Annotated in this window: 8 protein-coding genes and 1 riboswitch; of the genes, 4 read left to right on the forward strand and 4 right to left on the reverse strand. The window is 66.3% G+C overall.

Annotated elements, in window-relative coordinates:
• Positions 1-2: 2 nt before the first annotated feature.
• A complete protein-coding gene (gene tenA / locus LC060_RS01390; protein ID WP_226632049.1) occupies positions 3-665 on the reverse strand; it encodes a thiaminase II in 663 nt (220 codons plus the stop codon).
• 11 nt (positions 666-676) lie between these two features.
• Positions 677-2,863, reverse strand: coding sequence for a TonB-dependent receptor (locus LC060_RS01395; RefSeq protein ID WP_226632051.1), 2,187 nt, complete (start codon positions 2,861-2,863; stop codon positions 677-679).
• Positions 2,855-2,984: riboswitch (TPP riboswitch) on the reverse strand. (Overlaps the previous gene by 9 nt.)
• Before the next feature lie 148 nt (positions 2,985-3,132).
• On the opposite strand from LC060_RS01395, the gene LC060_RS01400 reads away from it, so the two are divergent.
• From LC060_RS01400 to LC060_RS01410, 3 genes are all read left to right on the forward strand, one after another.
• Positions 3,133-4,296 carry a TetR family transcriptional regulator gene (locus LC060_RS01400; protein WP_226632053.1) on the forward strand — a complete coding sequence of 388 codons (1,164 nt, stop codon included), beginning with the start codon at positions 3,133-3,135 and terminating at the stop codon, positions 4,294-4,296.
• A gap of 141 nt (positions 4,297-4,437) precedes the next feature.
• Positions 4,438-6,723: a TonB-dependent receptor gene (locus LC060_RS01405; RefSeq protein ID WP_226632058.1), complete on the forward strand. Its 2,286-nt coding sequence runs from the start codon at positions 4,438-4,440 to the stop codon at positions 6,721-6,723.
• The gene (locus LC060_RS01410) at positions 6,723-7,970 is read left to right on the forward strand and encodes a Ca2+-dependent phosphoinositide-specific phospholipase C (protein ID WP_226632059.1); all 1,248 of its coding nucleotides are present in this window, start codon (positions 6,723-6,725) and stop codon (positions 7,968-7,970) included. Before LC060_RS01405 ends, LC060_RS01410 begins: the two co-directional genes overlap by 1 nt.
• 92 nt (positions 7,971-8,062) lie before the next feature.
• Here the strand turns inward: LC060_RS01410 and LC060_RS01415 are convergent, their stop codons facing one another.
• On the reverse strand, positions 8,063-10,318 hold the full coding sequence (locus LC060_RS01415) for a TonB-dependent receptor (protein WP_226632061.1): 2,256 nt from the start codon (positions 10,316-10,318) through the stop codon (positions 8,063-8,065).
• Positions 10,319-10,842: 524 nt separating this feature from the next.
• Here LC060_RS01415 and LC060_RS01420 point away from each other — a divergent pair.
• Positions 10,843-13,197: a TonB-dependent receptor gene (locus tag LC060_RS01420; protein ID WP_226632063.1), complete on the forward strand. Its 2,355-nt coding sequence runs from the start codon at positions 10,843-10,845 to the stop codon at positions 13,195-13,197.
• A gap of 199 nt (positions 13,198-13,396) precedes the next feature.
• Here the strand turns inward: LC060_RS01420 and LC060_RS01425 are convergent, their stop codons facing one another.
• A complete protein-coding gene (locus LC060_RS01425; protein ID WP_226632065.1) occupies positions 13,397-15,613 on the reverse strand; it encodes a beta-glucosidase family protein in 2,217 nt (738 codons plus the stop codon).
• Positions 15,614-15,749 lie beyond the last annotated feature (136 nt).

The raw sequence follows: 15,749 nt of genomic DNA on the forward strand, positions 1-15,749 counted from the left end.
GCTCAGATCGGCCAGGTCTCGCGCCGGTAGGCCGAATCCCAGAACATCCACTCGTAGCGCGTGGCGTTGCGGAAGGCCGTTTCCATCGCGGCGCGGACCGCCGGGGTGGCATTGGCTGCGGCCTCGTCCACCAGCGCGCGCACCCGCGCGGTCGCTTCGCCGAAGCCGGGATCGGCATAAGTGTCGATCCAGGCGGCATATGGGTTGGGCGAGGCCGCACGCGGCTTGATGTCGCAGCCGACCTCCCAGTAGACCCAGAAGCAGGGCAGGATGCCCGCGATCAGTTCCTCGTAGCTGCGCGTTGCGGCAAGGCCGGTGAGGTAGCTGGTGTAGCCAAGGCATACGGGGGTGGGCTCGGCCTCGCGCGCCATTTCGGGCGTGACGCCGAACTTTTCGAAGAAGGCCTGGTGCAGCGCCTGTTCCACCTGCACCGCGACTTTGGCGCCGTCGGAAAATTCGAGCCGCGCGGTGGCCGTGGGCGCGCGGGCCGAGGCAATGGCCAAAGCGCGCGCATATTCGGCAAGATAGAGGCTGTCCTGCAGCATGTAGTGCCGGAAGCTTTCCGGCGCGAGCGAGCCATCGGCGAGCTCGGCGAGGAAAGGCTGGTCCAGGATCGCACGGCGCAGTGGGGCAACGTCCTGCCAGATCGTGTCGCAAAAGCTCATGGGAGCGTCCTTCAGAAACGGTGGGTGGCGCCGACGCCGAACTGGCGGCCGGTGTTGATGGTAAAGCTGTCGAACGGGCCGTTGGGGCCAAGGCCGAGGAGCAGCGGCAACTGCTGCTGGCCGAAGGCGGAGATCGCCCAGCGCTTGTCGAAGAGGTTCTTGGCCCAGACTTCCAGGTTCCACGCCCCAAGTTCGATGCCAAGCCGCCCGTCCACCGAGGCGTAGCCGGGGGTGTGGAGGATATTGTCGATCTCGAAGTCCACGCGCGAGACGTAGGCAACGCTGAGGCGCGCGTCGAGCCTGGCAGGCCCGGCCTCTCCTTCCCAGCCGATGCCGCCGTTCAGCGTCCAGTCGGGCGCGTTGGGGGTGCGCTTGCCGGTGAGATCCACCAGGTCAGGCTCACCCGGTTCCGGCGTGGGGTTAGGGGTGATGTAGGTGCCGGTGCGGCTGTGCGTCCAGGCTGCGCCCCCATCGAGGCGGAAGCCTTCTCCAAGGTCCGCCTGCGCGGAGGCTTCCAGCCCGTGGACATTGACCTTGGGTACCGAGAGCACGACCGAATTGCCCAGAAACACGGTGTTCTGGAAGTTGCTGTAATCCGTCACGAAGCCTGCGAGGGAAAGGCGCACGCGCCCTTCGGCAAGCTGGCCCTTGATACCTGCTTCCAGCGACTTGACGGTTTCGGCCGCGAAGTTCGCGGTCCAGATGTCCGAGGGGCCGGGAAGTGGATTGAAGCCGCCCGCCTTGAAGCCGACGCTGCCCGTGACATAGGCGGTAAAATCCTGGCTCGGGCGCCAGGCGAGCGAGAGCTTGGGCTGCCACTTGTCGAAAGTCTGCGCGCGGCGGGCGGTGGTGGTGGCAGTGTCCGTGCCGACCGTGTCTTCCTTGCGCCGGTCGCGGTCGTAGCGAAGCCCCAGCGTTGCCTCCAGGGTGGGCAGGACATCGTAGCTGGCCTGCGCGAAGAGGCCGATCTGGTTGCTCCGGGTCTCGGCGCGCTGCGGCTCGGCGCCGAACAGCAGCGGGCCCAGATCGTCGGTGCGGTCACGTTCGAGGCGCTGGAAGAACACGCCCGCATGCCAGCGCAGGGGGCCGACGCCTTGCGAAGTCAGGCGCAGTTCGCTGGTCCAGGCCTCGATGTCGACCGGCTGCGAGATCGGCTGAATGCCGTCCGGGAAGAGCGGCACGCCGTCCAGTGTGACGGGCGTATCGTGGCGGAAGTCGAGCTCTTCGGTGAAATCCTTGTGGTAGTTGTCATAGCCGCCCGACCAGGTGAGCTGGAGCGTATCGCCCAGGTCCTGCGCGAAGGTTGCCTGCGCGCCCCACCACTTGCGTGCGAAGCGGCCCTCGAAGTCGCCCTGCGGATCGGTCAGGATCGCACCGGAGAGGCGCCCGCCGTTGCGCCCCGTGACGTTTTCGGACGAGATATAGGCCGCGCCGCCATCCTCGTCGGCCCAGGCAAGGCGCAGGTTGAGGGTGCTCGTCTCGGAAGTCTCGATCTTGGCTTTGAGGCGCAGGTTGCGGCTGGTGAAGCCGTCGACCTTCCTGTCGAGGTAGCTGTTGCGGATGAAGCCGTCGGAATTGCGGTACGAGCCCGCCAGCCGCAGCTGCACGCGCTCGGAAACGGGCGCGTTGACCACGCCGTCCGCGGTCCAGGTAAAGCCGTTGCCCATGCCCAGCGAGGCCATGCCGCCCGCCTCGTCGGTGGGATCATTGGTGGCAATGTCCACCGCGCCGCCCGAAGCCGAACGTCCGAACAGCGCGCCTTGCGGCCCTTTCAGGATCTCGACGCGCGCGACATCATAAGTGCGCAGGGTGAAGAGCTCGGAATCGGCAAGCGCGAGGCCGTCCACGACGTAGGCGATGGAAGGCGACTGGTTGCGGTTGGTCGATACCCCGCGCACCGAGATCATGTTGGTGCCCGGGTCCTGGTCGTTGATAAGGAACACGCCCGGCGTTGCGGCGATGAAGTCGTCTATCGTGGTCAGCTTGCGTCGGGCGATGTCGTCCTGCGTGTAGACCGTGATGGTGTCGGGGACCGCGATCTGCGCCTCGGGGCGGCCGCGCGCGGTGACGACGATGGGATCCTCGCCCACGGCCTCCTCGGCATGGGCAAGGGTGGGGGCGGCCAGGCCAAGGCCTGCGCCCAGAACCGTGAAGATGGTAGACGTACGTGTGGCGTGACGTGCGGCGCGTTGTCGCATGGTCCCTATTCCTCCGCCGGCATGAACCGGATCAGGTTCGCGGGTTTGCAGACTTTGCGCGGGAATGCGCCGTGATCCGCCTCTCAGCCCTGACAGCGCCAGGACACCCCGTGGGTTGATAATGCTCCGCGCTTAGGAAAACCGTGCGCCAGCGTCAATCGTTGCACGCTGCGTTGCGCCCGCCGCTGGCATCTGGGCGGACACCATCGGACCACGACGGGCAAAGTCCCGGCTTGGAAAATCGCAGGATCGCACTATCCGTAACCGCGATGACAAGCTCCTCGACCAAGGCCCGGGATCGCGACGAAATCCTTGATGCGGCACGAAATGTTCTGGCGCGTGAAGGGCTGTACCATTTCAGTCTGCGTCTCGTTGCGAGAGAGGCGGGGATGTCTGTCGGCAAGATCCGCTACCAGATCGGGGACAAGGCCGCGCTGCTGGAGGCTGTTGTCGCGCGCGAATGCGAGATCATCGATGCGCGCCGCGACCAGTGGCGCACGCAGCTGGCCCCTTGTCCCGAGCTGGACCCTGCCAGCGTGACCGACATCGTCGCGCAGGTCCTTGACGAGGTGTCTCAGGAGGGGCGCGTTTCGGCAATCGTCATGGCCGAGATCTACATTCAGGCCCATCGCGATCCGGCACTCGAGCCGCTGCGCGCGCGGTTGTGGGCGCACGACCAGGGGTTCTGGCAGGGGCTGTTCGAGGGCTTTCCCGAGGCCCGGGGACTGGTGCGCCGGATCGCGGGCTATTGCGTGGATGAGCGCGTCTTCAGTGTCCTGTTGGGGCAGAGCCGCGACTACCGGCTCCTGCGCCAGTCCACCTTGCGGGCCTTGCTGCGTCCTGCCGGGGCGCAAGGTCGCAGCGCGTCGAGTGCCTGGCATCTCCACCTCATTGCGCAGCTGGCCGGTCCGGCGCAGGCGGCGCTTGAGGGGGCGAGCGAGATCAAGGGCACCAAGGCCGCGCTGGCGGGGCAGATTGCCGACGCCATGGCCCGCGATGGGGTGGAGGCGATCTCGTTTCGCCAGATCGCCACATCGGCCGGGGTGCCTCTCTCCACGCTGACGCACCATTTTCTCTCGCATCGCGATCTGGTGCTGGGCGGTGTGGAGGAACTCTACCGGCGTATGCGCGCGTCGCTGGGGCGCCCCGGCGATGCGCGCGCAGGACGCCAGGTGCTGCTGCTGACCCATGAGATGGCGCTCTGCGCCCTGCGCGATCCGCGCCTCACGCCCTTTGCGATCGACATGCGGCGAAGGCGCGCGGAGAATGTTCACGCGCAGGTCGCCCCCCTGGTCGACGGCGAGGGGGATCGTGCACGCAGCCAGGCGTTCACCATGGCGCTGATCGGCGAGGCGATGGCTCTGGGGAATGAGGGCCAGCAGCCGGGCAGCGCCGCGTTTCCGGAACGGCTGTACCAACTGGTCCGCGATTAGGCGGAACATCTGTGCTAATTGTGAATTATATGGCGGATATTTGACAGAACAGATGTCTTAAAACGGCAATGGGTCACTCCTATCGGGCGCTCCTGACGCACAACAGGGACGCTCGATATGCACGCCTTTGATTCTTCCAGATTGCCTTTTCGCCTTGCCACGGTGCTCCTGACCGGGAGCGCCCTTGTCTCTTCGCTGCCCGCCATGGCCGCTGCTGGTGAGATGGCCGAGGCCGCCGTGGCTGCGCCCGGCCAGCTCGATGAAATCACCGTGACCGCGCAGCGCCGCGTGGAGAATAGCCAGGATGTGCCGCTCGCCATCAAGTCGGTCGATGCCGATGCTCTGGCGCAGACCGGCTACACCGACTTCACCGATATCCAGTACATGGTCCCCGGGGTGCAGTACGATCCCACGCAGGGCGCGGCCTTCCAGATCCGCGGCGTGGGCAGCCGCTCCTTCGACTTCTCGAACGCCAAGTCGGTCAGTGTCGTCGTCGATGGTGTCGTGATGGACGGCCAGCGGGCCAATGGCCTCATCGGCATCACCGACATGGAGCGCATCGACGTGCTGATGGGGCCGCAGGGCACCCTGTTCGGCAAGAACGCGACCTCGGGCGTGATCTCGGTGACGACCCGCAAGCCCGAACTGGGCGTGACCTCGCTGTCGGCGAGCGGCAGTTATGGCGAACATGACGAGCGCATTCTCAACGCAACCCTCAATGTGCCGCTGGGGCGTGACGTTGCCCTGCGCGTGTCGGGCTTCGATCAGGCCCAGGACGGGTTCGGGCGCAACGTCACGCTGGATCGCACGATCGGTTCGACCCATGAATACGGCGGCCGTGCGCGCCTGCTGGTCGATGCCGGGCCGGACCTGGAATTCATTGCGCGCGCCGACTTTGCCCGTCACTGGGATTCCAGCGTGCGCACGCCCGCTGGCAACCAGCCCGAGAACGTGGCGCAGATGCTCGCCGCCCTGGGCGTGTTTCCCGATGGACGCAGCGCCGACACCGCCGATGGCAGCTTTGGCGAGATCACGACGCGCGAATACGGCGGCTCGCTGGAGGTGAACCTGGGTCTTGGCGACCATCAGCTCAAGTCGATCACGGCCTATCGCGAAACCGCCTATGACAACTCGACGCCTGTAAACCTGCTCCCGCTGGACCAGTATGCCTATGTTCCCTTCAACCTGGGCGAACTGGATACCAACAAGTTCAGCCAGGAATTCCAGCTGGCCTCGCCCACCGGCGGGTTCGTGGAATATGTCGTGGGGGCTTTCTATAACAAGCTGAACGCGCAGCAGACCCAGCTGCAGTGGGCGACGCTGGGCGCGCCTGTCTATGATGCAAGCGGGGCCCCGGTCGCACCGCTGCTCTACGCGATCACGGGCGCGGCAGGGGTCGCCGATGCCAACACTTCGCTGTTCGATTCCACGAACGAGACCGCGGCGGCCTTCGGGCAGGTCACGCTCAACTTCACCGACCGGTTCAACCTGGCGCTGGGCGGGCGCTACACCCACGACTGGAACTCGCAGAGCCTGGACTTCATCTGGCTCGATCCCGAGCCGATCACCGGCTACAATCCGACCTTTGTGGGCACCAGCCCGGCGCCGGTATATCCCGATGGCAAGGTCACGGGAGGGAACTTCTCCTACCGCATCGCGCCGACCTTCCACGTGAGCGACGACGTCATGCTCTACGCCACGTACTCGACCGGGTACAAGCCGGCGGGCATCGCCTTTGTCGGCAACGACTACAGCCCCTACCGCAAGGAAACCGTGAAGGCCTGGGAAGCGGGCATCAAGTCCGAATGGTGGGACCGCCGCCTGCGTGTCAACCTCGATGTCTTCCTCTCGAACTTCAAGGACTTCCAGACCACCATCCTGACCACCATTCCCGATGGGCAGGGCGGTGAACTGCAGGCGACCACGATTGGCAATGCGGGGGCCTTGCGCACCAAGGGCGTCGAAGGCGTGATCGCGCTGGTGCCGGTGCCGGGGCTGACCCTCAATGGCTCGTTCACCTACACCGATGGCGAGTTCACCGACTACGTCTACAACGAGACGACCGACTACACCGGCACCGCGCTCACCAATTCGCCCAAGTTCTCCAGCATGGTCTCGGCCGACTACGAGCACACTTTCGCTTCGGGGCTGGGCGCACGTGCCCACGTGGACTACGCCTGGCGCAGCGAGTACTGGACCGTCACCGGCCAGCCCGACTACTCGCACGTCGATGGCTATGGCCTGGTCAACGCGCGCGTGACCTTCACGCTGCCCGACAGCAACATCCGCTTCGGCGCCTATGCCCGCAACCTGTTCGACACCTACTACTCGACGGGTTTCCAGAACTACGGTGCGGTTGGCATGCTGCACTACACCTCGCCTTCGTCGCGCCGCACGCTGGGCGGCTTCATCGCGGCGGACTTCTGATGCGGGGCCGGATCACACGGACCCGCGTGCTGGGGGGCGCCTTGCTGGCGCTCCCTCTCTTCGCGGTGAGCGCGCAAGGCGCCCCGCCAGCGCCGCGTGCCGACACGCCCGAGCGCATCGATGCGCCGGACTTGCCGGGCGCAACGCCGATCAACCATCTCCAGGTCCTGGGAACGCACAACAGCTATGCGCTGCCGGTGGACCGGCGCCTGGTCGAACTGATGCGCCCGCGCTTTGAGGCCATGCTTGCCGCCTTCGATGCGCTGCCCGAGGAACGCCGCGCGCTGATGGCCGAGGAGCATCCCAACGGGATCTCCTTCGACGATGCCCTGAACTACCTGCACCCCGACCTCACCACGCAGCTGGACCTGGGCATGCGCAGCCTGGAGCTTGACGTGAACCCGGACCCGGAGGGGGGGCGCTATGCCGATCCCGCCGGGTATCGGGCGCTGCGTCGGGAGGGCATTGCGCCGGGTTTCACCATCGACGCAGCGGCGCTCGCCACGCCGGGGTACAAGGTGCAGCACATCGTCGACTATGACTTTCGCAGCCATTGCACTCTGTTCGTGACCTGCCTTTCGCAGATCCGGGACTGGTCGGACGCCCATCGGGGCCACGTTCCGCTCTTCATCCTGGTCGAGGCGAAAAGCCAGGGGCGCAAGCTCTTTGCCGATTCCGCCGAGCCGCTGCCCTTCGACAGGTCCGCGTTCGACGCGCTCGATGCCGAGATCCTCTCGGTCTTCGACAGGTCCCGGATCATCACGCCCGACGATCTGCGCGGGCGGTATGCCACGCTCAACGCCGCGGCTCTGGCTGGAAACTGGCCAAGCCTGGAGAGTGCGCGCGGAAAGGTGATGTTCCTGATGATCACCGCCAACGGGCCGCAGGGCGCGGCGGCCTATCTGGAAGGCCATCCCTCGCTCGCCGGGCGCGTTGCCTTCCTGCGGGCCAACCCGGGCGAGGATCACGCCGCCTTCCTGATGTACGACAACGCGATCGTGCGCGAGGACGAGATCCGCACGGCCGTGGCCGAGGGCTATCTCGTCCGCACGCGCTCGGACATCGAGACCTACGAGGCAAAGACCAACGACATGACCCGCGCCAATGCCGCGCTGGGGAGTGGCGCCCAGATCGTCTCGACCGATTTCGAGCGGCCCGGCAATGTCTATGGTACGCCCTACCTGGTCCGCCTCCCAACCGAAGACAGCGCGGCGGCGCGGCTGAGCCCTGCGGCCGGGGAGCGGTAAACAGAGCCACTTTCCGATGGCCATGCAGCCCATTTGAAGGGGGCGGTTCGGGTTCGGACCGCCCCCTTCTCGGTACAGGGCGAGGCGCGCGGCTAGAAGGCGGCGCGGGCGCCCAGCGTGACCGCTCGACCCACCAGCGGGGCGCGGTAGCGCAGGGGGCTGTTGTGCGCGCGGGCCTCGGTGTTGGTGAGGTTCGTGGCGTCCACGAAGATCTCGATGTCGTGCGCGCTCAGCGGCAGCTTGTAGCGCGCGTGGGCATCGACCAGCCAGTAGCCCGGGCTCGCGGTCTCATCCTGCGAAAAGCGGGTCTGCCGGGCAAAATGGACCGTGCCCGCCGAGACGCGCCAGCGCGCGCCGGTGAGCGCGGCATCGGCGCCGTAGCGCGAAACCGGCATGCGCGGCAGGTATTCGCCATCGAGCTGGCGGCGGTAGTATTCGGCGGTCCACTGCGCGTTCGAGGGATAGTCGAAGTTGAACGGGCTGTAGTCGTCGGGGGCGTGGAAGCGGGGCTTGCCCAGCACGTGGTCGGCGAAGACATGGAGTTCCAGATCGCCTGGGCCCACGTCGGCCACGCGCAAGGTCGCCTCGCCTTCGATGCCCTTGAAACGCGTGTCGCCTTGGCGCCACTCGCGCACCGGCAGGGTGCGGCTGATGCCGGTGTTGCCGAGGTAGATGTAGTCATCATAATTCACCCGGTAGCCGGTCACCGAGAGCGTGAACGGCGTGAGGTCCAGCGTTCCGCCCAGTTCCCAGGTCTGTGAGCGCTCTTTGCGCAGGCGGCCATCGCCCTGTTCATCGGACAGCGAGGCGAAGTGGTTGCCGTTGGCGTAGAGCTCGTTGACCTCGGGCGCGCGCTCGCCCAGTGCATAGCGGGCGTCGAGGTGCAGCCAGGAGAGCGGCGTCACGCGCAGCGCGCCAAAGGCGTTCCACAGCCGGAAGTCGCGGTCCTGGGCATAGCTGACGCCGAGCCCGCGGCCATCGCGCACGGTGGTCTGGTCGAGGTCCTGCTCGATCCAGTCATGGCGGCCGCCTGCGCTCAGGCGCACAGGGCCAATGGTGAGACGTTCGAGCGCGAAGATCGCAAGCTTCGTCGTCTCGACACTGGGCAGGTAGGCCGTGTCGCTGCGGGTCTCCAGCTTGCGGTGGTTGACCTCGCCGCCAAGGACGCCGGTGAGCGGGCCGAGTGCGGCCTGCGTTAGTTCCAGCCGGACGGTGTCGGAGTGGATGTCAAAGGCGCTGGCGTCGTTGCCGTCGATCCGCTCGCGATCGTGGCTGCGTACCGAACCTGCGCGCAGGCGCACGGCGGCAAGGCCCGGCAGCGGGGCATAGAGGACCCCGTCGATATCGAGGCGCAGCTGCTCGGCCGCGATGACGATGGGCGAGGGGGAAGGGCTTGCGGGCGTGACCGACTGGAAACCGGGAACGCCGTAGTCGCTGCGATAGTAGCCCGCCGCGAGCCCGAAATAGCCCTGGCTGCCGACATGGCTTGCGCCGAGGTTGACCGCGACTGTCTCGAGCCCGCTGTTGACGAGCTTGCCCTTGCGGCCCGGCGCCGGGTCCTCGATGATCTGCTGCTCAGGGGGCGTCGCATCGACATAGCGGCCCTGATCCGGGTCATAGGCCCACTGCGGGCTCGCGGTGCGCACCTGGCAGATGCCCTGCAAGGTGACGTTCGTCACAAGGTCCGCCCAGCTTCGGCATTCGTCGGCCTTGGCAAGGCCGGGAATGTCGAAGTCGCCAGCGTGGCGATAGAGCATGTCGGCGTGCCAGGCGAACGCGTCCTTCCCGCCGTCGAGCCGGGCCATGGCGGTTGTCGGCGTGTTGAACCCGCCGCTTACTTGCGTCCGCCCGGACAGAGGGGCCTTCGCGGCGCTGCGGGGGATGCGCCCATCGCGCAGGTTGACCGCGCCACCGATGGCGTGGCCACCGTAGAGCACCCCGGCACTGCCATTGAGGACCTCGATCGCGTCGGCGAGGAAGGGCTCGATGGGCGCGGCATGGTCCCCGGTGATGCCCGACATGTCATCGAGCGCGAGGCCATTGAGGCGCAGCGCGACGCGGTTGCCGGCCTGCCCGCGAATCTGGGGGCGTCCGGCGAGGGGGCCCTGGTAGCTGTTCTGGACCCCGGGCAACCGGGCAAGCGTCTCGCCAAGCGATTGCGAGCGGTCCTCCTCCAGCGCTTCGCCTGCAAGCACGCGCGCCGGGGCGCTGGCAAGGTCGCTCGCGCGGGCGACCTCTGCGCGCTCTCCGGTAACGAGGATATCGGTGTCGGGAGCCGGGGCGGCCAGCGCTCCGGAATGGGGAAGAAAGAAAGCTGCCGAACCGGCGAGCAGGGTAACGTGTCGCATGGCGTCCCACCTGTTTCAAAAGGAAGCGCCTTCAAGCTATGTGATGTTATAACGTCAAATGCGGAACGCGTTTTTTCCACGACTACCGTAGCTTGGGATGCCGCCATGCCTGGCGATGGCCCGGATATCGCCGGGTCAGGACGCCCTGGCGACCGGCTGGCGGACACTTCGATCTCCACCGTCTCACAACTTCAGTCTCTCTCCATGCGGATGCTTGCGCGGCGAATAGTTCGTGTCACGAATTTTTTGCCGCAGTCCCGTCGACCGGACACGAAACCCTGAGCAGTCTCCTCACTGCCCCGGGCGAGCACATGGCGTGCCGCAAGAACGAAAACGGACGGGGCCCGGGTACGCCAATTCACGGTTCAACGGGCTGAGGATTTCGGAGCTTCACGAGGGCTCCGGAGGGCGCCGCATGTGCGTCCGGTTCCTGCATGAGGGCAGGGGCCGGGGGGCTGCGGTTTTGAAGAAAAGAAGCTCTTAGGGGGTAAAGCATGATGTTTAAGCACACGAGCCGGCTGCTCTTGTCGACAGTCGCATTCGCGCCGCTGGTTCTCGGGGGAACCCAGGCGGCCCATGCCCAGGCGACGGCGCCTGCGGCCCAGCAGGGCCCCGCGCAGTCCGGGCTTGGCGACATTGTCGTGACCGCGCGCAAGCGCAAGGAAAGCGCGCTTGATGTTCCCATCGCGATCAGCGCGCTTTCGGGCGAGGACATCCAGTCGCTCAACGTCCAGACGGTCGAGGATCTGACCGCGGTGACGCCGGGGATGAACCTCAACAACTCGATCACCGGTTCGGGCCGCTCGGACCGCAGCCAGACCGCTCTCATCATCCGCGGCATGGCGCCTTCGCGCGGCAACCGCACCAGCTCGACCTTCATCAACGGTATCCAGGTCTCCGACGGCACGGTCACGGGCGTGTTCGACTTTGAACGCGTCGAAGTCCTGAAGGGTCCGCAGAGCGCCTACTTCGGCCGCCAGACCTTTGCCGGTGCGATCAACATGGTGACCGCCGAGCCGACCGACTACTTCACCGGCTATGTCAGCGGCCTTGCCGGCACGGACGATTATTATGACCTGCGCGGCGCGGTCGGCGGGCCGATCATCCAGGACGTCCTGAGCTTCCGCGCGACGGGTCGCTACTTCACGCGGGACGGTTCGTGGAAGAACAACGCCGAGCCGGGCAAGACGCTGGGCGACCAGAGCACCCGCAGCGGCACGCTGCAGCTCAAGTTCACGCCGAGCCACAACTTCACCGTCAACCTGTTCGGCATGGTCGCCAACGACGATGACGGTCCGGGCGCCACCGGCGTGATCCTGGGCTCGCAGTCCAACTGCAACCTGGGCGCCGAAGATCTGCCCTACTTCTGCGGCAAGCTGCCGGGCCTGCTGCCGGGCCAGCCCAGCGCACGCACCGAGGTCAATGCGGGCGTTGCCAACATGCTCGAGAACTACTCGCCGATCATGAACCAGGACGAGCAGATCGACCACTTCGGCATGACGCGGGACAGCAACCACTTCAGCGGCGTTGCCGAATACGTCACCGCTGGCGGCACCTCGATCACCAGTCTGACCGGCGTGAACCGTAATTCCTGGACGGTGCTCTATCCGCTCAACGCCTATGCCTCGCCCTACGAGAACACCTTCACCTCGGGCGAGTTCGCGCAGGAGTACACCGACTGGCCGCTGATGATCCAGCACGAGCAGAAGGACTTCTCGCAGGAAGTGCGCATTGCCTCCAACCAGGACGGGCGCTTCCGCTGGATGTTCGGGGGCAGCTACCTGTGGGCCAAGGGCTACGAAGGCTACTCGGAGATCTACTACTTCACCGGCATCAACAGCGCCTTCTCGTCCACCAGCGAGAACAAGACCTGGGGCGGGTTCCTGGGGCTGTCCTATGACATCACCGACAAGCTGACCGTCGACTTCGACGCGCGCTACCAGTCGGACAAGGTCATCAGCCGCACCGGCGATACCGACGACATCGTCTACCAGCGCACCTACAACAGCTTCCTGCCGCGCGTCAGCCTGCGCTACAAGCCCGACCTCGACACCATGGTCTACGCCACCTACTCGCGCGGCGTGAACCCGGGGCTGGGACTCGATCCGCTGGAATCGGCCGATCCTGCCTTTGTCGACGATCTGATCGCGATGGGCGTGACCCGCGGCGTCAGCCCGGAATACCTCGACAACTTCGAAGTCGGCTTCAAGGGACGTTTCTTCAACGACCGGCTGATCGTCTCGGGCGATGTCTACTACGACATCTGGACCGACAAGATCACCGAGCAGACGCTGATCATTCCCAACAACAGCGGCGGCATGCCCGAGATTTCGTGGTTCTTCACGAACATGGGCAAGGTGACGCTGAAGGGTATCGAGCTTGACCTGACGGCACGTCCGATCGACGCCCTCACGCTGACCGCGCGCGGGGCGATCAACGACACCAACATCGACGAGGGCCTGTGCTCGACCTGCGCGCAGCTGACCGGTTCGGATGACGTGTCGGGTCAGAGCCTGCCGTTCGTCTCGAAGTACTCGGCCCAGGTGAACGCGGAATTCGCGCAGGCCTTCTCGCCGATGCCGGACTACGAATGGTACCTGCGCTCGGAGCTGTCCTACAAGTCGGGCGTCTACGAAAGCGAAGGCAACTTCGCCAAGACCGACGCCTCGACCAAGGTCAACTTCCGCGTGGGCCTGCGTTCGGACAACGTGTGGATCGAGGGCTTTGTCACCAACGCCTTCAACGACAAGACCTACACCAGCGTGCAGCCCAACTGGGACCTGTCGAACCCGAACGCGACCTTCCAGGAGAAGGACGTGATGTACGTGGGCCTTCCGCAGCTGCGGACCTGGGGCGCGCGTATCCGCTACGACTTCTGATCCCGATCCGATCTGCAGGGGCCTTCTGCCGGTCCCTGCCATCGGTTCCTGCAAATGCCCGGTGTGCCTCGTGCACGCCGGGCATTTCGCGTTGGGGAAGGCGTAGAGTTCGGTGGCGGTGCGAAGATACGAAAACGCCCGCCCTCCCAGGTCCGGGAGGGCGGGCGCGGGTATCGCCTGGGGTGGGGTGCGGTAGGGCTTAGCGGCCGAACGAGCGTTCCTTCAGCGTCACCTTGACCGGGGCGCCCAGGTCCTGCGCGGAATGGCCCGCGGCGAACGTGTAGCGCCCGGCGGCCTGGACGAAGGCGCCGTCCTGCCAGTTTGCGAGCAGGCGCGGGTCAAGGGTGATCTCCACCTTGCGGGCTTCGCCTGGCGCCAGGTCCACGCGCTGGAAGCCGACGAGGCGGCGTGTCGCCCCCTTCGGACCAGAGGTGAGATAGAGCTGGACCACGTCCGTACCGGCCTTCGCTCCGGTGTTGCGCACCGAGACGGAGGCCGTGGGCGCGTTGCCGGGAGCCGCGTTCACGCGCAGGTCCTCATGGGCAAAGCGGGTGTAGCTGAGGCCATGTCCGAAGGGGAACAGCGGGCTCAGGTCCTTCGCCGCATACCAGCGGTACCCGACATCGGCGCCTTCGGTGTACTCGACGACAAGGCGCGTGCCTTCGGGTTCGCCAAGGCCGGGGATTTCCGGGCGGACCAGTTGACTCTCGTCGCGCGGGAAGGTGACGGGAAGGTGGCCCGAGGGATTGGCCTTGCCGGTCAGGATGTCGGCGATGGCGGCGCCCCCTTCCTGCCCGGGATACCAGGCCTCGATCACGCCCTTCACCTTGTCCAGCCAGGGCATCTTGATCGGGTTGCCCGACTGGATCACGACCACGGTGTTGGGATTGGCCGCGGCAACCGCCTCGATCAGCGCGTCCTGGCCCTCGGGCAAGGTCAGGCTGCCGTCGAGCGCCTCACCCGACCAGGCGGTGACGAAGACGATCGCGATCTCCTTGCGCGCCGCGAAGCTGGCGGCGGATTGGTGGTAGTAGCCGCTGTCGAACTCAACTTGCGTGTCGGGCAGGGCCTCTTTCAGAGCCTTGAGCGGGGAGGAGGGGAAGTAGACAGCCTTGGCCCAGCCGCCCCAGCTCTCGCGCCCGCCGATGGGCAGGGTCGCGACCTCGCCTTCAGGCGTGACCTGGCTCGATCCGCCGCCGGTCATGACACCCATGTCAGCATGGCCGCCGATCACCGCGATCGACTTTGCACTGGCGGCAAGCGGCAGGATGTCCTCGGCGTTCTTGAGGAGGACGATGCCCGCAGTCCCGGCTTCGCGCGCGACCTTGGCGTGGGCGGCGTAGTCGATGGGAGCAGGCTCGCTGGTGAACGGGGCGTCCGCGCCGACCGCGTAGACCGAGCGCAGGATGCGGCGCACAGCCTCGGACACGCGCGCCTTGGGGATGCGCCCTTCGGCGACAGCCTCACGCAAGGGGGCGCCGACGTAGACATCGGGGTCGAGCTGGGAGCCCGACTGCTGGTCCATCCCGTTGACCACCGACTGGAGGCTATGCACCGCGCCCCAGTCGGACATGACCCAGCCCTTGTAACCCCAGTCCTCCTTGAGCACCGTGTTGAGCAGGAATTCGTTCTCACAGTCGTACTGGCCGTTGACGAGGTTGTAGCCGCACATCACCGCGCCCGGCGCGCTTCGTTCGATGGCGATCTGGAAGGCGAGGAGGTCGCTCTCGCGAAGCGCGGGCTCGGCAATGTGGGCATCGAGCGTCATGCGCAGCGTCTCCTGCGCGTTGAGAGCCATGTGCTTGACCGTGGAGACGACCTTCTGGCTCTGGATACCGCGGATCGATCCGGCGGCCATGAGCCCTGTAAGCAGCGGGTCTTCGCTCAGGTACTCGAAATTGCGGCCATTGCGCGGTTCGCGGATGAGGTTGCTGCCCCCGCCCAGCACGATGTTGAAGCCCTTGGCGCGGGCTTCCTGGCCGACGACGGCGCCACCCCGCTCGGCCAGCTCGGGCGAGAAGGTCGATGCCAGCGAAATGCTGGCGGGCAGGGCCGTCGACCAGTCGCCCTTGCGGACCTCGGAAGGGTTGGTGACGCCAAGGCTGGCGTCGGTCTCGTAGAGGGCGGGCAGGCCAAGGCGGGGGATCGGTGGGACATAGCCGACCGCCGGATGCGCGCCTTCAGGGACCTGCGCAAGGCCCGGGAGGTCCAGCGCCATGGGGCTGTCGAGGTAGCGGTAGCGCTCCTCCTCGGTCATGGCCTTCTCGGTTGCCCGCGCCCGCGCATCGGGATTTTTCGTGCCCGCCGAGGCCGGGCCGGAAACCTCCTGCGCGCGCTGGGCCTGCGCCAACGCGGTCGAGGAGAGGCTTGCGGACAGGAGAAGAAGTGCGGCCTTGAGGCCGGACCGGGGTGTCATGAGGCAGATGGATCCTTGCTCGATTGGGGGGCGACGCGACGATGCGCGCTATCGAGCACCAGCCTCCCCCGGCAGGACGCAGCAAGGCAAATGGCGGCTCGCCTCTGTCCATGAAGCGAACATTGCGCCGCGTTCA

It is taken from the genome of Novosphingobium profundi (assembly GCF_020524485.1).
In the GTDB taxonomy this organism is placed as follows: domain Bacteria; phylum Pseudomonadota; class Alphaproteobacteria; order Sphingomonadales; family Sphingomonadaceae; genus Novosphingobium; species Novosphingobium profundi_A.

Bases quoted from the DNA above. Each gene is read 5' to 3' on its own strand.
- LC060_RS01400 (WP_226632053.1), top strand. From the start codon at position 3,133: ATGACAAGCTCCTCGACCAAGGCCCGGGATCGCGACGAAATCCTTGAT.
- LC060_RS01415 (WP_226632061.1), bottom strand. From the start codon at position 10,318: ATGCGACACGTTACCCTGCTCGCCGGTTCGGCAGCTTTCTTTCTTCCC.
- LC060_RS01425 (WP_226632065.1), bottom strand. From the start codon at position 15,613: ATGACACCCCGGTCCGGCCTCAAGGCCGCACTTCTTCTCCTGTCCGCA.
- tenA (WP_226632049.1), bottom strand. From the start codon at position 665: ATGAGCTTTTGCGACACGATCTGGCAGGACGTTGCCCCACTGCGCCGT.
- LC060_RS01395 (WP_226632051.1), bottom strand. From the start codon at position 2,863: ATGCGACAACGCGCCGCACGTCACGCCACACGTACGTCTACCATCTTC.
- LC060_RS01410 (WP_226632059.1), top strand. From the start codon at position 6,723: ATGCGGGGCCGGATCACACGGACCCGCGTGCTGGGGGGCGCCTTGCTG.